General features: G+C 55.8%; 18 protein-coding genes. 8 read left to right on the top strand and 10 right to left on the bottom strand.

The window, feature by feature from the left end; translation table 11 throughout:
* Nucleotides 1-13: 13 nt before the first annotated feature.
* The 3 genes from dinG to JOE09_RS07150 form a co-directional block, all read right to left on the bottom strand.
* Entirely contained in the window at nt 14-2,176 is a 2,163-nt protein-coding gene (dinG, locus tag JOE09_RS07140; protein WP_205065300.1) for an ATP-dependent DNA helicase DinG, read from the bottom strand.
* A gap of 129 nt (nt 2,177-2,305) precedes the next feature.
* Nucleotides 2,306-2,824, bottom strand: a complete 519-nt coding sequence (locus JOE09_RS07145; RefSeq protein ID WP_205065301.1) for a GNAT family N-acetyltransferase — start codon at nt 2,822-2,824, stop codon at nt 2,306-2,308.
* The gene (locus JOE09_RS07150) at nt 2,821-3,384 is read right to left on the bottom strand and encodes a helix-turn-helix domain-containing protein (RefSeq protein ID WP_105593538.1); all 564 of its coding nucleotides are present in this window, start codon (nt 3,382-3,384) and stop codon (nt 2,821-2,823) included. Before JOE09_RS07150 ends, JOE09_RS07145 begins: the two co-directional genes overlap by 4 nt.
* A 146-nt stretch (nt 3,385-3,530) precedes the next feature.
* Between JOE09_RS07150 and JOE09_RS07155 the strand changes: the two genes are divergently transcribed.
* The 3 genes from JOE09_RS07155 (at nt 3,531) to JOE09_RS07165 (ending at nt 6,091) form a co-directional block, all read left to right on the top strand.
* Nucleotides 3,531-4,301 carry a MerR family transcriptional regulator gene (locus JOE09_RS07155; RefSeq protein WP_205065302.1) on the top strand — a complete coding sequence of 257 codons (771 nt, stop codon included), beginning with the start codon at nt 3,531-3,533 and terminating at the stop codon, nt 4,299-4,301.
* A 55-nt stretch (nt 4,302-4,356) separates the two neighbouring features.
* Nucleotides 4,357-4,464: a protein YohO gene (locus tag JOE09_RS07160; protein WP_123332295.1), complete on the top strand. Its 108-nt coding sequence runs from the start codon at nt 4,357-4,359 to the stop codon at nt 4,462-4,464.
* A 145-nt stretch (nt 4,465-4,609) separates the two neighbouring features.
* Nucleotides 4,610-6,091 (top strand): MFS transporter, encoded by a 1,482-nt coding sequence (locus JOE09_RS07165; protein WP_105593541.1) that lies wholly within the window; start codon nt 4,610-4,612, stop codon nt 6,089-6,091.
* Between the two features lie 83 nt (nt 6,092-6,174).
* On the opposite strand, the gene idi is transcribed toward JOE09_RS07165, so the two are convergent.
* The 4 genes from idi to bglX all read right to left on the bottom strand — a co-directional run bounded on the left by idi (nt 6,175) and on the right by bglX (nt 11,283).
* Complete coding sequence (gene idi / locus JOE09_RS07170) at nt 6,175-6,732, bottom strand: isopentenyl-diphosphate Delta-isomerase (RefSeq protein WP_205065303.1); 558 nt, start codon at nt 6,730-6,732, stop codon at nt 6,175-6,177.
* 127 nt (nt 6,733-6,859) lie between these two features.
* Entirely contained in the window at nt 6,860-7,969 is a 1,110-nt protein-coding gene (locus JOE09_RS07175; RefSeq protein ID WP_205065304.1) for a suppressor of fused domain protein, read from the bottom strand.
* Nucleotides 7,970-8,074: 105 nt separating this feature from the next.
* Nucleotides 8,075-8,941, bottom strand: coding sequence for an oxygenase MpaB family protein (locus JOE09_RS07180; RefSeq protein WP_205065305.1), 867 nt, complete (start codon nt 8,939-8,941; stop codon nt 8,075-8,077).
* A gap of 44 nt (nt 8,942-8,985) precedes the next feature.
* Complete coding sequence (gene bglX / locus JOE09_RS07185) at nt 8,986-11,283, bottom strand: beta-glucosidase BglX (RefSeq protein WP_205065306.1); 2,298 nt, start codon at nt 11,281-11,283, stop codon at nt 8,986-8,988.
* Between the two features lie 187 nt (nt 11,284-11,470).
* On the opposite strand from bglX, the gene dld reads away from it, so the two are divergent.
* The gene (dld, locus tag JOE09_RS07190) at nt 11,471-13,192 is read left to right on the top strand and encodes a D-lactate dehydrogenase (protein WP_205065307.1); all 1,722 of its coding nucleotides are present in this window, start codon (nt 11,471-11,473) and stop codon (nt 13,190-13,192) included.
* A gap of 165 nt (nt 13,193-13,357) precedes the next feature.
* Nucleotides 13,358-14,809, top strand: a complete 1,452-nt coding sequence (locus JOE09_RS07195) for a UDP-N-acetylmuramoyl-tripeptide--D-alanyl-D-alanine ligase (RefSeq protein ID WP_205065308.1) — start codon at nt 13,358-13,360, stop codon at nt 14,807-14,809.
* 45 nt (nt 14,810-14,854) lie between these two features.
* Here the strand turns inward: JOE09_RS07195 and JOE09_RS07200 are convergent, their stop codons facing one another.
* Nucleotides 14,855-17,287 (bottom strand): DUF3772 domain-containing protein, encoded by a 2,433-nt coding sequence (locus JOE09_RS07200; protein ID WP_205065309.1) that lies wholly within the window; start codon nt 17,285-17,287, stop codon nt 14,855-14,857.
* A gap of 194 nt (nt 17,288-17,481) precedes the next feature.
* Here JOE09_RS07200 and JOE09_RS07205 point away from each other — a divergent pair, with 194 nt between their 5' ends.
* On the top strand, nt 17,482-18,027 hold the full coding sequence (locus JOE09_RS07205; protein ID WP_205065310.1) for a GNAT family N-acetyltransferase: 546 nt from the start codon (nt 17,482-17,484) through the stop codon (nt 18,025-18,027).
* A 25-nt stretch (nt 18,028-18,052) separates the two neighbouring features.
* Here JOE09_RS07205 and pbpG read toward each other — a convergent pair whose 3' ends face one another.
* On the bottom strand, nt 18,053-19,003 hold the full coding sequence (gene pbpG / locus JOE09_RS07210) for a D-alanyl-D-alanine endopeptidase (protein WP_200545690.1): 951 nt from the start codon (nt 19,001-19,003) through the stop codon (nt 18,053-18,055).
* A 178-nt stretch (nt 19,004-19,181) separates the two neighbouring features.
* Entirely contained in the window at nt 19,182-19,769 is a 588-nt protein-coding gene (locus JOE09_RS07215; RefSeq protein ID WP_200545689.1) for a Yip1 family protein, read from the bottom strand.
* A gap of 221 nt (nt 19,770-19,990) precedes the next feature.
* On the opposite strand from JOE09_RS07215, the gene JOE09_RS07220 reads away from it, so the two are divergent.
* Together JOE09_RS07220 and JOE09_RS07225 are read left to right on the top strand one after the other, a co-directional pair.
* Nucleotides 19,991-20,560: a DedA family protein gene (locus JOE09_RS07220; protein WP_105593552.1), complete on the top strand. Its 570-nt coding sequence runs from the start codon at nt 19,991-19,993 to the stop codon at nt 20,558-20,560.
* 864 nt (nt 20,561-21,424) lie between these two features.
* Nucleotides 21,425-21,853, top strand: coding sequence for a hypothetical protein (locus JOE09_RS07225; RefSeq protein ID WP_205065311.1), 429 nt, complete (start codon nt 21,425-21,427; stop codon nt 21,851-21,853).
* Nucleotides 21,854-22,314: the final 461 nt, after the last annotated feature.

A 22,314-nucleotide genomic window follows, 5' to 3' on the forward strand; every position in this document is an offset into this window, starting at 1 on the left:
TCACTAAATAAGGTTAACGCCTGCGGCGCGGCGGCACTCTTTTTTTCGCCGTCGGGGCTGCCGCTTTTGGCAGCTCGCCTTCCGGCATCGGCGGCTGTTCAATAGGAAACACCGGTAGAGCCCCCAGTAAACGTGCGCCGTAGCTTTTGCTCAACAGCCGACGGTCGTAAATCACAATCTCACCGAAGCAGTCGTGGCTGCGGATCAGTCGCCCCACCTGCTGGATAAGATTAAACGAGGCGCTGGGCAGACTCTGCACCTCAAAAGGATAACGCTTCAGGCTTTTCAGCCACTCGCCCTCGGTCAAAATAACCGGACTGTCCACCGGGGGGAAAGCGATTTTATGAATATGAACCTGGGAAAGCAGCTCCCCTTTCAGATCCAGACCCTCGGCAAAGGACTGCAAACCCACCAGTACGCTGGTTTCCCCACGCTCCACGCGCTGGCGATGCAGCGCCACCAGCGCCGGGCGAGGTTTGTCGCCCTGAACCAGCATCATTAAACGCAGCTCGGGCAGGTAGGCAATAAACTGCTGCATCGCCCGGTTGCTGGCGAACAGCACCAGCAGCCCTTTATGTTTCGCCAACTTTATCTGGTGGCGGAAAAAATGCGCCATTTCAGCCAGATGTGCCACTTCATTAGCCAGCAGCGGCTCGTGCTTCATCTGCGGGATGATCAGTTTGCCCTGCTCTACGTGGTTAAACGGCGAGTCCAGCGCAACAAAACGGTCATCCGCTTTTTCACTGAGCCCGGACATCTCCTGTAGCCGCTGGAAGCTGTTCAACGAGCGCAGCGTCGCGGAGGTCAGCACCACGTGGGGAATTTTACGCCACAGCAGCTTTTCCAGCTGATCGCTGACGCGGATACCGGCGCAGTGCAGCATCAGATGCACGTTGCCCTCGCGCAGTTCGCGGGTCACCCACTTTGACACCGGTGCGCCGGATGTCTGCTCCAGCGCCGCCAGCCGCCACAGCTTGCTGCTGGCTTCAAACCAGCCCAGCGCGCGGTTCATCTGCAGCAGCGTGCGGTGTAGACGCACAACATCAAACTGGCCGCTTTTTTCACTGAGATCGTTGACCAGTCCTTCGGCCAGCCCGCGCAGCGCATCGCTGAGTTTGAACAGCCTGCCGCAGATCGTCATGATCTCTTCCGGCAGCAGCCCCATCTCGAAACGGTACTCCCCTTCCTGCCCTTCCGGCGGCAGATAAAGACCGAGGATCTGCGACAGCATTTGCAACTGTTCACGCACCTCTTCGCAGTGCTCTTTCAGGCGATCCGGGTTCGCCAGCGGCGGCGGGCGTTTGGGCCTGAACTGCGCCATACACTGCTCAACCAGCCGGGCAAACAGATCCAGCTGGAGCGTATTCCAGCCGGGAGTAATTTCGCCGCTCATTTCCAGCGCATCGCGCGCCACGTCCGGCAAATGATGCCCTTCGTCCAGCACCAGCAGCAGGTTTTTTGGCGGCGGCAGTACGGATTCCGTTTCCAGCGCCGCCATCACCAGCGCATGGTTAGCGACCACTACATCGGCGTTTTCGATCTCGCGCCGCGCCACGTAGAACGGGCATTCACGGAACCAGTGACAGTTGCTGCCGAGGCAGTTGGCTTTGTCGGTGCTGATACGCTGCCACAGTGAATCTTCGATATTGTCCTTACAGTGATCGCGCAGGCCGTCCCATTCGTAGCGGTTCAGCGCCTTTTCCAGCTCACAGCAGATCGCCCGCTCCGCCTTGCTGGCGGTCATATCATCATCGAGGAACAGCAGCAGATCGCCCTGCTTTTCTTCGTCGGTCGCCAGCGCAGACAAATTGCGCGGGCACACGTAGCGCCCGCGGCCAAAGGCGGCGGTAAAGGTCAGTTCGGGAATGATTTTCTTCAGCAGCGGCAGATCTTTACTGTAGATCTGGTCCTGTAATGCCACGTTGGCTGTGCTGACCACCAGCGGTTTTTCCTCAGCGCGGCTGACGGCAATACCGGGGATCAGGTAGGAGAGGGTTTTCCCCACGCCGGTCGGTGCTTCAATAGCCAGATGGCGCCCTTCTTCACCCGACAGCGTTTTCGCCACTTCAGCAATCATCTGCCGCTGCGGTGCGCGCGGAATAAAATCGGGGACTTGCTGTTGCAGGGCTTTATACCACCCGGCAATTTGCGCTTTTAACGCCGCAGTTAACGCCATGACAACCCTTTGCAAAAAATCAGGGCTGTATTTTTACACAGTATCGCGCTGGCGTCAGCCTGCGGATGCGGATCGCACCAGGAAAGTCGAACCGCTCCGCATTTCTCCGGCGGCGCGATGCTCCGTTTCTCAGAGCGTTTTGTACATCAGCGTGGTGGCATCCAGAACCCCTTCGGTGGAGCGGGCATAAAAGGGAATTTCCCCCGCCACCTGCCAGCCCAGCGAGCGGTAGAGCGATTCCGCCACGTCGCCGCTGCGGGTATCTAACACCAGCAGCGTGCGGCCTGCCTGCTTAGCACGCTCTTCCGCCTTCAGCATCAGCTCGCGCGCAATCCCACGGCGACGCGCATCGGGGTGAACCAGCAGTTTGATCACCTCGGCGCGGTGCGCACCGTTTGGCGGCATAGCCAGCACCACCATCACCGTTGCCACGATGCGGTCAGCCAGTCTGGCGACTAACAGCGTTTTATCGCCGCAGGCCAGGCTCAAAACGACATCCTGCCAGAAGCGGGTGAAGGTCTGCGGGTCACAGTCCACAAAACCCACGCTGGCACCCTGCGCGACACATCCCTTCAGTACGCGGCACAACGCCGGAAGCTCCTCACGCGCCTGCTGCGCGTCCAGCCACTCATATTCAATCTGGGTCATGGGCGTGCCACCACCAGCGCATAATGAGCGCCTCCGGCTTCCGGCGCGCTGAACGACGTGCGGCCAAACAGATGAAAGCGCAGGCAGTCGCCCTTTTCCAGCCGCCACTGCTGTTCGTTCATGCGGAATATCAGCACGCCGTCCAGCATCCAGATATGCTGCTCCAGCCCGGCAACCGGCGGCAGGTCATACTCAATCAGCGCGCCCTGCTCCAGCTGCGCCTCCACCAGCTCGGCGTGAAACGCCTGGGCGGGCGGTGACACGCTGCGCCGCAGATAGCCGCTGCTGGCATCGCGCCAGACGTTCTGCTGCGCTGGCCGCAGGTGCTGCGGGCCGCTCTGTTCCACTTCGCTGAGCAGACGCGACATGGTCAGTCCGTAGGCGCTGCACAGCCGGTTAAGCAGTGCGGCAGTCGGGCTGTTTTCGCCGCGTTCGATGCGTGACAGCGAGGCGCGACTGATACCGGTCATTTCCGCCAGCGTCTCCAGCGACCACCCCTGCTCAACCCGCAGATCGGCCAGCCGCTGCGCCAGACGTTGCTCTGTTTGCTTCTGATCCATAGCTATCTCATTTAAGGGAAATAATCTCATATATGAGATCTACCGTAATACAGCGCGCAGTTCAAGTTGTACACCCACAATTTATTTGTACAGCATGCTATTATTAAATGCGGGCTGGTAAGGCCTGAGAGCGAATGAGGTGAGAAATGACGTTGTACAGCATCGGTGATGTCGCTGAGCGCTGCGGGATTAATCCGGTAACACTGCGCGCCTGGCAACGCCGCTATGGCCTGCTGAAACCGCAAAGAACCGAAGGCGGTCACCGCCTGTTTGATGAAGACGATATACAGCGCATCGAAGAGATCAAACGCTGGATGAGCACCGGTGTGCCGGTGGGAAAAGTGAAGGCGCTGTTGGAAGGCGAAAACATCGAGATCCATGACGGCTGGGTTACGCTGCAGGAAGAGATGATGACCGTGCTGCGCCACGTGCGCCCGTCAAAGCTGAGAGCAAAAATTGCCACAATTGGCCGCGAAAATCCGGCTGAGGCGCTTATAGACCACGTTTTTCTGCCGATCCGCCAGCGACTGAATCTGGACCAGAATACCGCCCGCGCGATGTGCAGCCTGCTGGACGGCGCACTGATTGACTATGTTGCCTTCTGCCTGACCGGATCGCGCAAAAAAGCCGGCAAAGACGCCCTGCTGATCGGCTGGGGCAGTGAGGATCGCACCCGCCTGTGGCTGGAGGCCTGGCGGCTTTCGCAACAGGGTTGGCGTATTGATGTGCTGGCAGAACCGCTGGATCAGCCGCGCCCGGAGCTGTTTCCCGGCCAGAAAATTTTCGTTTATACCGGCAAAGCACTGACCCGGCGCCAGCAGGAACAGCTGGCACACTGGCAGGAACAGGGGTTCACGGTGACCGCGCACGGCAGCGAACCGGCGACTGAAGAGAAGAAAAACCACTCTTTGGTTTAATAATCTCAAGCGAAGGCGCTATAATCCGCCTTCCTTTGAGAAAACGGGTTACGTTATGAACTGGCAAAAAATTGGTGTGGTCTTTATCTTTCTGCTGATGGCTTTGGGTGGAATTGGTGGCGTTATGCTGACTGGCTATACCCTGATCCTGCATTCGAAATAACCCCCTTTTGCTCACCAGGCGGCATTTTCTGCCGCTCCTCTTCTGTTTGTAACTTTTCGTTTTATCTTATAACCAGCTGGAATTTAACTCCGCCAGCCGGGCTGGTTATGCTCTGGGTTTATTCCAAAAAGACCTATAAAACATCATGACCGATATCATCACCTCTTCAGCGCACGTTGCGCAGGCAGGGAATGCGCCCACCGGCGCAGCAGTCACCATTCGCCGCGCGGCGGATGTCTCTCAACTGGTTAACAACAGCGACAGCTCACGCAGCAATGCCCGTATTGTTATCGGCATCGCGCTCGGCGGCGTATTCCTGGATGCTTACGATCTCGGTGCGCTGGCCTTCGGTATGAAGGATGTGACGCGCGAGTTTGGCCTTTCGCCTTCCGGCGCGGGGATGATTGCCTCAGCTATTACCCTCGGCGCAATCGTTGGCGCGCTGATTGGCGGCTACCTGACCGACAAAATTGGCCGCTATCGCGTGTTTATGGCGGATATGTTCTTCTTCGTTTTTGCCGCGCTGGCCTGCGCATTTGCCCCCAACGAGTATGTGCTTGCCGGGGCAAGATTTGTCATGGGAATGGGTATCGGTATCGATTTACCGGTGGCGATGGCGTTCCTGGCGGAATTTTCAAAACTAAAAGGGCGCGGTAACAAGGCGGCGAGTATCGCCATGTGGTGTCCGACCTGGTACGCGGCGATCTCGGTTTCTTACCTGCTGGTGCTGTTCTTCTGGTCGGTGCTGCCGGAGAGCCATAGCGACTGGATGTGGCGTATTATTCTCGGATTTGGTGCCATTCCGGCGCTGATTATTATCGCCATTCGCAGCAAATATATGAGCGAATCACCCATCTGGGCCGCGAATCAGGGCGATCTACACGGTGCCGCCGCTATCCTGCGAAATTCCTACGGCATCAATGCCCACGTGGCGAAGGATGCCGATCTGACGCCAGCACGTCCGGTGCGCCGCGCCAGCTGGGGCAACTACGCCGCGCTGTTTAAAGGCGTTTATCTGAAGCGCACCACGCTGGCGACCGTCACGTCTATCGTTTCCCCGTTTGCCTATAACGCCGTGGCCTTCGGCCTGCCGGTGATTATTTCCAGCTTCCTTGCGCAGTCGATGCTGACCACCATTCTGCTGTCGCTGGCGCTGAATCTGCTGTTTGCCTTTACCGGCGGCATTCTTGCCGTGCGGCTGGTGCCGCGCTTTGGCGCATGGAAGATGATGACGCTGGGCTATATCTGCCAGATTACCGCCCTGCTGGGCCTGGCGCTGGTTGGCCGCCCGGAAGACGGACATCAGGCGGCAATTTCAGTGGCAATGCTGGCACTGTTCCTGCTCGGCCAGGGCTTTGGCCCGGGCGCGCACACCATGACCTACGCATCCCTGAGCTATCCAACCTCGCTGCGCGGCGTTGGCGTGGGCTTCAATCAGATGATGGTGCGCGCCAGCTCGACCGCCTCACTGTTCCTGTTCCCGGTGCTGGCAGCGGCGCTGAGTACCAACGTGTTCTGGGTGATTGCTCTGGCACCGATCGTTGGTCTGTTGGCGCTGCTGGCGATCCGCTGGGAACCGTCAGGTTACGATGTTGATGCAGAAGATTTCGCGCTGAACGGCAAGTAAATGCGCTGCGGGGTGCGATTTTTGGCACTCCGCATCTGCGTAACACCCGGACTGACCTTTCTAAACGAAGAGGTGGCTAACCCTCATGCGTCGACGGAGTGTACCGTATTCGCCTTGTCGATAAAGCGGGTAAATTCATCCGGGATACGGGCAAAGGTATGCAGGAACCAGGGCGTAAAGCGCTCGGGTTCCTGCTGAATTTCGGCCTGAATGTCGGCCAGAGAAGCATAGCGCCACGCATCGGCTTCTTCGGGATTCAGCTGCGGCTGTTGGTCGCTGATGGTGAAGTAGACGTGGCCGTACTCATGCTCGGTCAGACCGTTGCTCAGCGGCAGGTTATAGCTCAGTTCAAAAACCGGCTCCAGCGTCAACTGCATGCCCATCTCTTCAAACAGCCGACGCTCCGCAGCGTGGCGGGTAGATTCCTGCGGATACGGATGACCACAGGTGGTATTGCTCCACAGGCCGCCGCAGTGATATTTCCCACTGGCGCGCTGCTGCAACAGCAGCTGGTGCGCTGAGTTAAAGACATAAACGGTTACCGCGCGGTGCAGTAGTCCCTTTTCGTGCACCTCGAGCTTTTCCATCTTACCGGTGGCGCGATCGTCACGATCGACAAGGATAACTTCAATAGCTGCCATGCAAACTCCTCAGATCATTTCCCAGCTATTCTGGCATATCCGGGCGGCATTATACTGTACAGAATAGTGCGCACAGCCTAAATTTCAGCACAACCGCCACCGTTTGTCGCTTTTAGCGTAGAAAAGATCACTCGCCGGCTTCAATCACCTGCTGTCGGGCGCGAAAAATATGCCCTGCGCCATATTGCAGCAGCCGCGCAACCAGCTGATAGCCGCCGTTTTCTTCCGCCTGAGCAAATTCGCGCTCCAGCTGCGTGACCGGCGCTGCCCACAGCAGATTCACCTTCTCGTCGTCAAAGCGCGGCAGCGGAAACTGCCCGGCTTCGCGACCCAGCGCACCGGAGAGGATAAAACCTTCAAATCCTACCGGTGCCATAGAGGACGACAGCGTGTGCCCTTCACCCAGCCAGCTGAGGCGATCCCAGGGCAAATGCGCAAAACCGGCCAGCGCGCTGGCCATCTGCACGGCATTGTCCTCGGTCATCACCCCGGCATCAATTGCCAGCGCCAGCTCGGTGCGGCGGTACTGCGGAGCCAGATCCTCATAAAGATGATCCACCCAAGGCATTGGGCGAATGCTCATACCGAGGGTGAGAAAATACCAGCTTCCTTCATGGTAATGCTGAGAGATCGCCATCGGCGGCCAGCTGCCGCGATCGATGGCGTAATACTTGAGAGACTCGCCAAACTGTTGGCTGTAGCACGCCAGCATCTTCTGCTGGAACGGCTCCCAGCCCTGGCCTTCCTGCCAGTCGCGCCAGAACTGCCGGTGCTGCTGCGCGCGGGCATAATGCTGATTAGTGGACGCCGATCCGAGCGGCGCGGTCAGCCGGTTCGCTTTGATGCAGCCAGCGGAGTAGCTCACCTGTTTTTCCTGATACAGGCTCCAGCCGGGGATGACCGCCAACAGCTGTCCCTGATACCACAGGGCCGCGCCGTCGTCGCTGGGTTCCCAGATAATCTGCAATCCGGCGGGGTCGAGCATCGGTTCCGCCAGCAGCGTGCGGCAGAACTCCGCGCTCAGCAGCGGTGCGCGGCCCTGCTCCATGGCTATCGTATCTTCCTGGGCCGGCGCGGGCAGCAGATTACGCAGCCAGCAGCCGCGCACGGCAAACTGGGTGCGAAACGCTTCCGCAGGCCAGATGTAGAAATAGGCTGTGCGTTCATCCTGTTCAACCAATGCAATCAGCGTCTGCTGTTGATTGGGCACTTCAGCAATCTGATAGGGCTCTGTCATAACGCCTCGACGTTGTCTGGAGGGGTCCTTCTTCCCGGAGAGTAGAGCAGGATGACGGGTTACGCTATGTCAGAACAAGGGTATTTATCTCAAAAGCCATGCGGGTCAGCGCCCCATGCGCGCCATGGCACGCTGATACGCACCCTGCCGTATCGCCCAGCGCAGCAGTCCGGCGATCAGATAAATCCGCCCGTTGATCGTGCGGTGCCGTAATGGCGAGTAGTGCAAACCAAAGTCATGCAGCGCCCAGTCGGGCAACAGAGCAATACCCGCCTGTAACATGGCCCGCATCGCCGGACGCGCCTGCCAGCTGGGTGCCGGCGCGTTCATCAGCAGCGACAGCACCTCGCGGGTACGCTCATCGCAGCGCAGCTGGGGCCGCATACGCTCAAGATAGGCTTCAACTTCCGCCACGCTTTTCGGCACTTGCTCAGCCCCCAGCGCTTCCGCAACCCGCGCCGCTTCAGCGTAGTAGCGATCCTGATCTTCCAGGCTAAGCTGCGGATTTTTATAGCGAAGATGGGCGGCAAGAAAACAGCGGGTCTCGGCAACGTGAACCCAGGTCAGCAGCGCCGGATCGCTGGCGGCATAGGGAACGCCGTACGCATCCGTGCCGGTAATATGCAGGTGGATGCGCTTTACCCGCTCAATCAGAATATGCGCATCGCGAGAGTTGCCGAAGGTGGTAACGGCGATAAACTGGCTGGTTCGCCGCAGTCTGCCCATCATATCCTGACGGAAAGTGGAGTGATCCCAGACGCCCGCCAGCGCCAGCGGATGCAGCATCTGTAGCAGCAGCGCCGAAATGCCGCCGCACAGCATCGATGAAAAATCACCGTGGACTCGCCAGATAACGCTGTCCGGTCCGTAAATACCGGGATCGCCCGGTGGCTGCGTAATATCAAATTCATTCAGCGACAGGCCGTTAAGGCGAAAAACCTGCTGCTGAATTCTGTCTCTTAACCCTGGCATACTGTTCCTGCCTGAAACGGGGCAGGCAATCCTGCCCCCAATCCTCAACGGTAATCGAACTCGGCGTTTTCGGTACGGGCGGAATCCAGCCCGATCATCACGCTGAATTTACCCGGCTCGGCAACGTGCTGCATTTTCGCATTCCAGAATTTCAGCGCGCTGACGTCGATCGGGAAGGTCACGGTCTGCGACTCACCGGCTTTCAGCATAATACGCTTAAAGCCCTTCAGCTCTTTCACCGGCCGGCTGATGCTGGCTACCTCATCATGCAGATAGAGCTGCACGACCGTCGCACCGTCACGCTTGCCGCTGTTGGTTACCGTCACGCTGGCGTTAATTTTGCCATCACGCGGCATCGAAGAAGAAGAGAGCTTCACCGGCGACAGGCTAAAGGTGGTGTAGCTTAACCCGTAGCCAAACGGATACAGCGGACCGTTGGCTTCATCATAGTAGTGCGAGGTGTATTTATTCGGCTTCTCAAAGTTATACGGCCGCCCGGTGTTCAGATGGTTGTAATAAATCGGCAGCTGTCCCACCGAGCGCGGGAAGGACATCGGCAGCTTGCCGGACGGGTTATAGTCGCCGAACAGCACATCGGCAATAGCGTTACCGCCTTCCGTGCCGCTGTACCAGCTCTCCAACAGTGCATCCGCCTGCTGGCTCTCTTTCACCACCGCCAGGGCACGGCCGTTCATCAGCACCAATACCAGCGGTTTGCCGGTGGCTTTGACCGCATCAATCAGTTTACGCTGGCTCTCCGGCAGCGTCAGGTCGCTGCGGCTGGAAGCCTCATGCGCCATCCCGCGCGCTTCGCCAATCGCCAGCACCACGACATCGGCTTTCTTCGCGGTTTCCACCGCTTCATCCAGCATCTGCTGCGGTGAACGGCTGTCCACCGTCATCGCCGGTTCGTAAAGATTGAGGAAGTCCTGAATGCCTTTATTATCGGTGACGTTCGCCCCTTTGGCATACAGCAGATTGGCCTTACCGGCAGTGGCATTTTTCATCCCCTGCAGCAGCGTAACGGACTGCTTCGCCACGCCCGCGGCGGACCAGCTGCCCATAATATCGATCTGACTGTCGGCCAGTGGCCCAATCAGCGCGATATTACCGCTGTTTTTAAGCGGGAGCGTCTCCTGGCGGTTTTTCAGCAGCACCATGCTTTTGCGCGCCACATCGCGGGCATCGCTGCGATGCAGGCGGCTTTCGGCGTTGGTATCCGCCGGGTCCTGGTCGGCCGGGCCTAAGTGGCTGTACGGATCGTTAAACAGCCCCATATCGTATTTCACATTCAGCACGTGGCGCGCGGCATCATCGATTTCCTGCTCGGTGACCGCACCGCTTTTGACCAGCCCCGGCAGGTATTTGCTGTAGTACTCATCGCTCATGCTCATGTTCACGCCGGATTTGATCGCCACGCGCACCGCATCCTGTGGATCGCTGGCCACGCCATGTTTAATCAGCTCTTTGATCGCGCCGTGATCGCTGATGGTGATGCCTTTAAACTTCCACTCATCGCGCAGCACGTCTTTCAACAGCCAGCTATCGGCACTGGCCGGTACGCCGTTCAATGAGTTGAGCGCCACCATCACCCCGCCGCTGCCGGCATCCAGTGCCGCTTTATACGGCGGCAGATAGTCCTGGAACAGCCGCTGCGGACTCATATCCACGGTATTGTAGTCACGGCCGCCTTCAACCGCGCCGTAGGCGGCAAAGTGCTTGACGCTGGTCATCACCGAGTAGCGGTCCGCCGGGCTTTTACCCTGCATGGCGGTGACCAGCACGCGGCCCATTTCCGCTGTCAGATACGTATCTTCACCAAAGCCTTCCGAGCCGCGCCCCCAGCGAGGTTCACGGGTCACATCCACCATCGGTGCCCAGGTCATATTCAGACCGTCATCGGCGGCTTCATAAGCAGAAATTCGCCCCACCTTCGCCACTGCGTCAGTATCCCAGCTGGAAGCCAACGCCAGTGGGATCGGGAACTGAGTCCGCTGACCGTGGATCACGTCATAGGCGAAAAACAGCGGAATCTTCAGACGACTGAGCTGCATCACCTGATCCTGCATCTGGCGGATATCGTGCCGGGTTACGGTATTGAAAATCGCCCCCACCTGCCCGTGCTGGATCATGTCGCGGATCGCTTCTTTCGGGTTATCCGGCCCTACGCTTATCAGGCGCAGCTGGCCGATTTTTTCGTCAAGGGTCATCTTTTTCAGTAGATCGGTGACGAACGCATCGCGTGCGGCAGGTGTCAGTTCATGTGGACCAAACAGGTCATCGGCAAGGGCTGGCTGAATCGCCAGAGCGGCAGCAAAGCTGACGGAACAAATCCATTTCATCAGATGATCATCTCTCAAGTGACTAAGGCGTATGAGTTTCATGACGGACAGGTAACAAGTTGATTCAGTTTGTCATACCTTGAGGATAGCAGCTAGTGAGGTATCGACGAATGTCGCGTGATAACAACAGCTTTATTGCATCCGTAGCGGTGCTAAAGTAGGGGGGTGATTCTGACAAGGATATGACATGCACACTTCTCTTCCGGCAGGACAAAAACTGATTTCTGAACTGGGTCGCATCGTCGGCCGCAACCATCTTCTTACCGATCCCGCGCAAACCGAGCGCTACCGTAAAGGCTTTCGCTCCGGTGAAGGTGAGGCGCTGGCGGTGGTCTTCCCGGGTTCGCTGCTGGAACAGTGGCGGATACTCCAGGCCTGCGTGGCGGCAGATGCCATTATTCTGATGCAGGCAGCCAATACCGGCCTGACCGAAGGCTCCACCCCCAACGGCAACGATTATCCCCGCGATATCGTGATTATCAGCACGCTGCGTATGGATAAAATCCGCCTGCTGGACGAGGGAAAACAGGTACTGGCGTTCCCCGGCAGTACGCTGTATCAGCTGGAAAAAGAATTAAAGCCGCTGGGGCGCGAACCCCACTCGGTGATTGGCTCCTCCTGTATTGGTGCGTCGGTACTGGGGGGGATTTGTAATAACTCCGGCGGTTCGCTGGTGAAACGCGGCCCGGCCTATACCGAAATGGCGCTGTACGCGCAGATCGATGCCGACGGCGTGCTGCGCCTGGTTAACCACCTCGGCATTAACCTCGGCACCACGCCGGAGCAGATCCTCACCCGTCTGGATGATGATACCTGGCAGCAGGGTGACGTCCTGCACGATCAGCGCCACGCCTCGGATCACGACTACGCCGAGCGGGTGCGCGACGTGGAAGCCGACACCCCTTCGCGCTTTAACGCCGACGCACGTCGCCTGTTCGAAGCTTCCGGCTGTGCGGGCAAGCTGGCGCTGTTTGCCGTCCGTCTGGATACCTTTGCCAGCGAAACTGCCCAGCAGGTGTTCTATATCGGCACCAACAATACCGACGTGCTGGACCAGCTGCGCCGCCATATGCTGGCCAACTTCAGCAATCTGCCGGTTGCCGGTGAATATATGCACCGCGATATCTTCGATATTGCCGAAGTGTACGGTAAAGACACCTTTGTGATGATCGACAAACTCGGCACCGATAAAATGCCGATGTTCTTTACGATGAAAGGCCGCGTTGATGCCTGGCTGTCGCGCATCAAGTGGTTTAAGCCCCACTTTACGGACCGCGTATTACAGAAGCTGACCGCCCTGCTACCCTCCCATTTGCCTGCCCGTATGAAGCAGTATCGCGAACGCTATGAGCATCATCTGATGCTGAAAATGTCCGGCGACGGGGTGGCAGAAGCCCGCGCTTACCTGCAGGAATTTTTCCACCAGGCTGAAGGCGCGTTCTTCGAATGTGAAGGCAAAGAGGGGGCGCACGCGTTTCTGCATCGCTTTGCCGCTGCCGGTGCCGCCGTGCGCTATCACGCCGTGCATCACGATGAGGTGGAAGATATTCTGGCGTTGGACATTGCGCTGCGCCGCAACGACCGTGAGTGGTTTGAACGGCTGCCAGCCGAATTTGACGATGCGCTGACCCACCGTCTCTACTACGGCCACTTCCTTTGCCATGTATTCCATCAGGACTATATTGTGAAAAAAGGAGTGGATACCCACGCGCTGAAGGAAAAAATGCTGGCACTGCTGGCCGAGCGCGGCGCGGAATATCCGGCAGAGCATAACGTGGGCCATCTTTATAAAGCGAAACCCCAGCTGAAAGCGTTTTATCAGCAGCTCGATCCGACCAATACCTTTAACCCGGGTATAGGTAAAACAACGAGAGAAAAACACTGGGGCAGCTGCGACTGTCAGAAATAACCCACTAATCCGGGGCGGATTATTTCGCCCCGGTGCGCTCGCTCATATTAATGTTATTTACCCTTCCTGATGCACCCCGAAACATTGTTTTTTTCCACTTTTGCGCTAATAGTCAATTGTATCCTGTGATAACTGTAATCATGCCAACTGACTGGCGGAGGAAATATGGGCGTAGTAGCAGAAGAAAATATTACTGCTTCAAATAATAATAGCCTTACCAGCAATAAAAATTACTGGACCGTACAAGATGTAGAAAAAGCCACGAAGGGCAGCTGGGTTATTCCCCCGGCAGAAGGCTGGACCGCAACCGGCGTCTCTATTTTCGCTCCCGCTTTGCAGCCCGGAAATATGGCAATTATCCGCACCGAAGATGATAAAACCGGCCTGCTGGCCAGCGTGGCTTTACGACTTTCTCCTCCGCCCTCCTGCCTGATCACCACCGAACCGGACAAAATTCTGTCGGACAGTATCCCATTGCTTAAGGTTGCCGATAATACCGACGCTGTTCTTGCTATGGGCCGCTACGCCCGCGATAAGATGAAAGGCCGGGTGCTGGGCATCACCGGCAGCGCCGGTAAAACCACCTGTGTAGCCATGGTCGCCGATGCGCTTTCAGCCTGGGGGCCAACCTGCAAGAGTAATAATAACGCTAACCTGCCGCGCGGCGTGGCGTGGAATATCGCCTCCATGCCGTGGGACAGCGCCCATATCGTGCTGGAAATGGCCATTGGCAGAATGGCGGTCAGCTCGCGCATGGTACGCCCGGAAGTCGCAATTTTTACCAATATTCAGCCCGCCCACCTCGGTGAAAACACCACAGTCCACGATGTTGCCCTGACCAAAAGCGCCATCTTTGTCGGCATGGCTCCCGGCGGCGTGGCGATTTTAAACCGCGATATGCTGGAGTGGGAAACGGTCAGCCAGGCGGCCGAAGCGAAGCAGCAGAATATTGTTAACTACGGTACGCATCCCGACTGTCAGTACCGTCTGGTTGAATATGACGCGCAGAAGCAGCAGGTTACCGCGCAGATTGGCGACCGCACCCTGCACTACACGCTGGCGGCGGGCGGAAAGCATATGGCACTGAACAGCCTGGCGACGCTGGCCGCGGTGGAAGCGCTGGGCTATCCGCTGGAACCGGCCATTGAGAAGATCGGGCAATTTGCCGCCCTGGCCGGGCGCGGTGAGGAAAAACAGGTCACTGTTAACGGCCTGCCGCTGACCCTGATCGATGATGCCTATAACGCCAATCCAGGCTCGATGCAGGCAGCCATTGAGCGCCTGAGCGGCCAGAGCTGTAGCGGGCGCCGTATTGCCGTACTGGGTGAAATGGCCGAGCTGGGTCCCGGCTCGGAGAGCTATCATACCGAACTGGCACCGCTGCTGAACGCCAGCCAGATCGACCAGATCTTCCTGGCAGGATCGAGCTATAAACACTGCTGGGAACAGCTGGATGAAGGGAAAAAAGGGGCGTGGGTTGATGCGCCGGACGACCTGAAACCGCTGCTGCTGGAGGCACTACAGGCCAATGATACGGTGCTGTTGAAGGGCTCAAACAGCACCAAAGTTCATCAGTTGGTGAGTTGGATAGACCAGATGCAGGATAAAGCAGGCTAAGCCATCAGGCTGCCGGTGGGGTTGCCACCGGCGGTCATTATGCGTTTACTCTGCGGCATCCTGTAAAACCACCTTCCCGTCTTTACGCTCAATAATCATCGTCTGCGGTGCAGACAGCGCCACGCCTTCCTTGCGCAGTCGGGTCAGAATATCGAACAGCAGATCGCTTTTCGCTCCGCTCACCTGACGCGGGCTGGCGACGTTGCCGGTAACGGCCAGTACAATACCGGTCGAGGTGAGATCTTTAAACGACACCGACGGCTCCGGGGTTTCCAGAATACGTTCATTATCGTTGTAAACGTCCAGCAGCAGCTGACGCACCTGCTGCGGATCGATATCCAGCGGGAAGGTCAGCGTAATGGTCGCTACCCCCTGCGCATTGCCCATGGTGGCGTTACGTACGTTCTGCGAAATCAGCTGCGAATTCGGCACAATGACCGTGGACTTATCGCTGAGCTGGATCTCAGTAGCACGCACGTTAATACGACGGATATCACCCTCAATACCGCTGATACTGACCAGGTCACCCACTTTTACCGGGCGTTCAGTCAGCAGGATCAGACCGGAGATAAAGTTCTTCACAATCTCCTGTAAACCGAAACCGATACCGACCGACAGCGCGCTGACGATCCAGGCCAGTTTGTTCCACTGCACGCCCATAATCGACAGCGTCATCAGGATCACCAGCACAAAGCCGATGTTGCTGAACAGGGTGATCAGCGAAACTCGCATCCCCTTATCCATGGTAGTTTTAGGCAGGAATTCGTTTTCCAGCCAGCGTTTCACCGAGCGCAGTACCCAGATACCCACCGCCAGGCACACCAGCGCGTTCACCACATGCGCCGGAACGATATTCATCGACTCCAGGCCTTTACCACCCCAGAATTCGATGGCTTTCTGCACCAGTTCTATCGGCGTTGCGCTACCGAAAGTGCCGTTCAGTAATGCCATCGCCGCCGCCAGCAGCAGCAGCGTTTTACCAATCGCACCCAGCAGGGCTGCAACCTGACCAAGATGGCGCGCGTCGATGTTTAACGAGGCCTGGATGCGCTTGCCCGAGGCATTATTAGTGGAGAACAGGCTCTCGCTGGCATCGGTCACCAGCTGGCTGAATATGTAGAACAGGCCAAACACAATGCCCATCCAGATCAGCTCATAAGCAAGGAATCGCGCCAGGGTAATGTAACCAATGACCAGCGCAACCATGATGGCAAAACCGATCAGCGTCAGCGCCATCTGAATCAGCCCGACCAGCGTTGACCTCGCTTCCGGCTGATGGCCTTCCTGAATCATTCTGCGACGTACGCGGTTAGTACGAATGCTGATCGATAGCGCGGTTGCCCCAATCAGCAACGCGGTCATACCGTTGGCAAAAATCGTTGTCGCCACGCTGGTATTCGCGCTGCTGTTAAAGTTTTCAACCGTCTGAAAAATAAACACCAGCGCGGCGGTCAGCGGCGGATACGGCTTCAGGGACAACGCCACTTCATTGGAGATTTGCGGCAGGCGCCATGAAGGGCGGCGAGTGGAGAGGAAAGCGCGCCCCAGGCCGGCAATCAGACCGCAGAAAATACTCAGCCCGACCAGCTTATCGGCGAAGACGCGAACGTCATCCACGACCTCATCATGGCGGGTAAAAGCCAGATCGAGGAAGTTAAACGCCAGCACCACCGCACCGAGCGTGGTTAACGCCGTGGCGGCGGCAAGGAAGCTGCGGCGCAGGCGCCCTTCCGGCAAATGGTTAATACCTACCCAGGCGAGGAACTGTTCCAGGTAACGGCGGCCCAGCGTTGCCACCAGACCGGCGGCGAGTATCCAGCTGACGGTGCCAAACACCCAGCCCGGCTCAAAGGAGAGCAACGCGGCGGTTTTCAACTCATCAATAAAGTCACCGATCTTTTCGCTGTCGTCGCTCTGGTTGTTGGTCAGCGGTGCCCAGAAGCGCGGACCAAAAATACTGCCTGCATTCAGCGCCAGCTGGGTTTTCAGCGCATCGCGGCGCAGATTGACAATTTGAGCAGAAAGGTTGATCGAACTGGCTTTGATCGCTTCAGCCTGCTTGATTTGATCGTCAGTTTTACTTTTCTGGCTTTCCAGCTTGCTGCGTTTGGTCGTAACTTCGCTGGTTTCCTTTACGCCGCTGTCCGCCGCAGGCGCGGGGCCAAGTACCGCCAGCTGCGCCTGTAACTGCGCGCGTTGCGGAATCAGCCCCTGAATCAGGGCATCGGCATCACCGGATAGCTCCAGCGCGAGGTCATTAAGCGCATTCAGGCGGGTATCGTTGGTTTCGCCGGATACCTGCTGCTTTATTTTGTCGAGCACCTTCTGCATCTTAGGCAGCTCAACGGCAGCATTGACCTTGATCGGCGCATCACCATTTTGCTGAGCGCTGTCGCTGTCTGCCGCCTGCACCCACTGCGGCGACAGCGCCACCAGTGCCAGCAGACACACCCGAAGAAAAGTTAACATGCCTGACATGAACGAAGTTCCTGATAAAAAAGAGAGGGCACCGGTCGGTGCCGGATGAATATCGCGGCATAGTTTATGCCTTTGCCGTGGGCCGCACTATAAGATTTGCGATAGAAAAAAAAAGTCTCATCCATAAGAAGGATCTATGGTGTTTCATCGTGAGCTGCGTGGCAAATTAGAAAGAAAAACCACAAGGACTCGTCATGGTTAACCCTGCATCTGCCGTCTGCATCCGCGACGCAGAAGAAGCCGATTTTGATATCATCACCCGCATCTATGGCTGGCATGTCCTGCACGGCTGTGGCTCATTCGAAGAAACACCACCGGATGTGCATGAAATGACCGAGCGTTTCCGCAAAGTTCGCTCCTTTGGCCTGCCCTGGATGGTTGCGCTGATTAATAATGAAGTTGTCGGCTACTGCTATGCCACGCAGTATCGCCCTCGCCCCGCCTACCGTTACACCATTGAAGACTCCATTTATCTGGCACCCGACGCGGGCGGCAAAGGCATTGGCAGCGTGCTGATGGCGGCGCTGATCGTCCGCTGCCAGCAGGGACCGTGGCGGCAAATGCTGGCGATTGTCGGCAACGGCGAACGCAACGCCGGTTCGCTGAACCTGCATAAAAAAATGGGCTTCGAAACGGTGGGCAATTTCCGCAACGTGGGATTTAAGCACGGTGAATGGCGGGATACGCTGCTGATGCAGCTGGCGCTACAGCCGGACGCGCCAGAAGTGCCGGAAAGTTAGACCCTTCCGGCACGCTGTAAGCGGGTTACTCCACCGCGCTGTCGTCGGCAACACCATTACTGGCTACCTGAGCGGCCTTCTGCTTTTTATAGCTGAGCGCGGCGGCAGGAACCGGGGAGATCTTACCGGTTTCAATCCAGCTGCGCAGGCGGTTGGCATCGGCGAAATGCGTGTACTTCCCGAAGGCATCCAGCACGACCAGCGACACCGGGCGCTTATTGATCACCGTGCGCATGACCAGGCAGTGCCCGGCCTGATTGGTGAAACCGGTTTTGGTCAGCTGAATATTCCAGTCCGGGCGATACACCAGATGGTTGGTGTTGCGGAACGGCAGCGTGTAATTCGGATGGCTAAAAGTGGCCATATCTTCGCGGGTGGTACTCAACTCGCCCAGCAGCGGGTAGCGCTTACTGGCGATCAGCAGTTTGGTCAGATCGCGGGCGGTTGATACGTTATGAATAGACAAACCGGTTGGTTCAACGTAGCGGGTATTCGTCATCCCCAGCGAGCGTGCCTTGGCGTTCATCGCCCGAATGAAAGCATCGTAACCGCCCGGATAATGATGCGCCAGGCTTGCCGCCGCGCGGTTTTCCGAGGACATCAGCGCCAGCAGCATCATATTCTTACGGCTGATTTCGCTGTTGAGCCGCACGCGCGAATAGATCCCGCGCATTTCCGGAGTCTGACTGATATCCACGCTGAGGATCTCATCCATCGGCAGATGCGCATCCAGCACCACCATCACCGTCATCAGTTTGGTGATTGAGGCAATCGGACGCACCAGGTCTGGGTGATTAGCGTAGATAACTTTATTCGTATCCATATCGACAATCATCGCACTGCCGGAGGCAATTTCCGGCTGCGCCGCGCGCGTGGTTTCAGATTGTGGAGTACGGGCATTGGCCTGAGTAACGAGTAGCGGGCCGGAAAACAGCAGGGCCAAACTCAAAAGAGATAAACGGATTTTTGCAGGCATCAGTTCAGAACTTAACGGCTAGTGATTCAGGTGTGGTAACCACACGCCGCCACCCGCTGAAACGAGAATACGCGAGGGCTGGCTCGCGCATAATACGCTGTAAACCGGGTATTTTCCTACCGATTATTCGTTTCCAGGCGTTTCCAGATCGCCACCGGTTTCCCGGTGGCGAAGGCACTTAAAACAGGCGATAACCATAGCCCCACATCAGGACCGTGATCGCCAGCAACACTTCCAGCACCAGGATACCAATCGCCAGCGTAGAACCCGAAATTCGCAGGCTCTCTTCGCGATCAATGTTCAGGAACAGGGGAATGCCGACGTAAAGCAGATAGCCGGTGTAGACCAGCGCCAGAGCGCCGACCAGTACGCACAGCCAGACCAGCGGGTAAAGCGCAACCAGCCCGCTAAGGAACAGGGGCGTGGCGATATAGCCGGCGAAAACCATACAGCTGTTCAACTGTGGCCGCTGCGGATAATCACGCGCCATCCACCAGATTACCCGCCCCATCACCGCTACCCCGCCAAGGATCACGGCATAAAACACAATCGCCAGCGCGAAGGCACTGAACAACGATAGCGGGATGGTCTGACCCACGCCGATATCCCAGCCAATTTGAGTGGTACCAATAAAGGCGCAGACCACCGGGATCAGCGCCATCAGCAAAACATGATGAGTGTAATGATGGGAGAGCGTTTCGTTCTCCCGTTTGATATCCCGCATCTCACGGTCAGGATGCGCAAGAAGTCCCCATACGTGGTTCATATCTTCACTCCTCACAACGTCTGGCCGCCCGTGGTTTCTGTCTTGAGCGGCAACACTATCAGTATATGCGCCACTGAATTGTTTGCTTTTCACCCGGCAACGTCGATCGGCTAACGCCCTATTTTTACTTCAAAAATAAATGCGCGGATTTTCTGCAGGCTGCGGGATCGATCACAAAACGCTAGACTAATAAGGAGAAAACACTTTTAAGGAGATCTATTTTGCCTGCTGATGTGAATGCGCTGATTACGGAATACGGCTATTGGGCACTGTTTATAGGCTGCCTGGCGGAAGGAGAAACCTTCACTCTGCTGGGCGGCGTTGCCGCTCATGAAGGACTTTTGCACTACGGCTGGGTACTGCTGGTGACAGCCTGCGGCGGCATTCTGGGCGATACTGCGCTATTTTTCCTGGGCCGATACTACGGCACCAGCATTCTGAAACGCTTTAAAAAGCATGAGGACAAAATAACCTCAGCGAATCAACTGATCCGCAAACGACCCGTGCTTTTTGTTATCGGCGTACGTTTTATGTATGGCCTGCGCATTGTCGGGCCGATCATCATCGGTGCCAGCCGCCTGCGTCCTGCCACTTTTCTGATGCTTAACGTGATTGGCGCACTGCTTTGGGCGACGCTGTTTGTCTCACTGGGCTATCTGGGAGGCCAGGTGATTGCGCCATGGCTGCACGCGCTGGACCATCATATTAAACAGCTGTTCTGGCTGGTGCTGGCGATCGCTTTAGTCTGGGGTGCCCGCTTCACCTTCCGCCGCTATAAGCGCAACAGATGATACTTCGGCCTTATCCTGCGGGATGCAACTCCCGTATCCTGCAGGATGCAAAATCATCATCCCAGGGATAGCCCTTCAGCCCCTTCCCCACCGCGAGTAACAGGCAGTGAGATATCGAACTGCCTTCCATCACTTTATGTGATTGAAAAACCGACGCCTTACTATTGTTAACATTAACTGATGGGCATTTGCTGCCTAAGAGAATCAGTCACATAAAAAAGCATAGAAATAATGAAAAAATATTTCTTAACTTTTACTGAGATAGTCTATGCAAACTAATGAGTCATAACTGCAATCCGCTATAATAACGTTGATTTTTCAGGATTTTTACATAAAAAGGCAATTTATTGTGATCACGATCACATTTTAAAATAAAAAAAACGATAAGTTTTTTAATGATTTTACGAATAAATCACACTTTTCACGGGCAATAAGTATAAAAAGAAATCAATAATTACATTTTTAAACAACAGAAAGTCTTATCAATCACGTTCAGACCAGGAATTTTCGCAATCTAAACTGTCTCATCCTTTAACGCATAAATTTTTTTAATGCAAAAAAACCATTTCAATTCATGATGTTATCAATATGTGACAATTCACCGTCACTGGTAATGCCATTAAGTGAGACTTATCTTAATTTTAGATAGCCTGCTGTTACCATATGAAACCATCCAATAGGAAATGCCTATCAAATGGCGTTCTGCCTCGTATTCAAACCAATTTCAATTAACTGAATTAACACACTAAGCTCCAATTTAGTTAGAGATCGGTGTGCTCAGGTCGTGGAGATGATTTCAAATTGAGTGATGCGCTGCTAATGATGAAGAGCTTTAACCTATTGATGGTGTTAAAGGACTGCAGTATGAAAGTACATCGTGTTGACTATCGGTTAGTCCCTGGCCTTACTCATGCTATGGCAGGTGCACTACTTCCCCGTGAATGCTCAGCAGATACTCTTATTTCGCCCTCTATCATTGGCTCAGCGATCGATCATGACGCTTGCACCGGTCCTCGTTTCACCGCGCAGAGAACGGCGCTGACCGCCTGTTTACCCTATCAATCCGAAACGAATGTCGGCCTGAGCGATCGCGTCGACGCTGATCCACAGATCCAATACAGCGAGCTTGATCTCAGGATTATCCTCCGCAACGGATACTGTCGATTGGCAAGGGTTGTGGCTACGGCTGGCAAATATGTGAAGCCCGGCAGGATATATTCCAGGATAGCTGAAAATAATGTGAGCTTTAGCAAACTATTTTCTCATCCCCCTTATTTGAATATGGGTAAATAAATTTCTACCTGGTGAAAATAAGGACTGCGCTTCCTGAATAAGTAAGAAATTCCAGTTTTGTAGGGAGGAGAGATCCGCCCTGCCATCATGAGGTACTGCGCTGATAGTGATATTAATTATATCAATATCAGAAAGTCACCTCTGACAATAATAATCCAGGGCAATCAACTGGATAATAAAACTATTTTTATGCCCCTTATTCAGGGCGGCATCGTCTTGTCCGTTTGTCAGATTAATCGTTGTTTATTAGTGAATTTATGCCTAATTAAATGCGTAAACCACAAGAACAATAAAAACAATCCGATAGTCCGGTAACAGACCTGCCTCACTGAAAATGTCATTCGACAAGGTACGCATAAAACTTCCGCGCCAGAAGCAGTAAGCAGTTGAAATAAGAAGGGAATAAGCTCCAAAGGTGCTTGCTATAACTTCTATTAAGTACGTATCAAATTAGTAAACAA

Source organism: Pantoea coffeiphila, assembly GCF_016909495.1.
In the GTDB taxonomy this organism is placed as follows: Bacteria; Pseudomonadota; Gammaproteobacteria; order Enterobacterales; family Enterobacteriaceae; genus Erwinia; species Erwinia coffeiphila.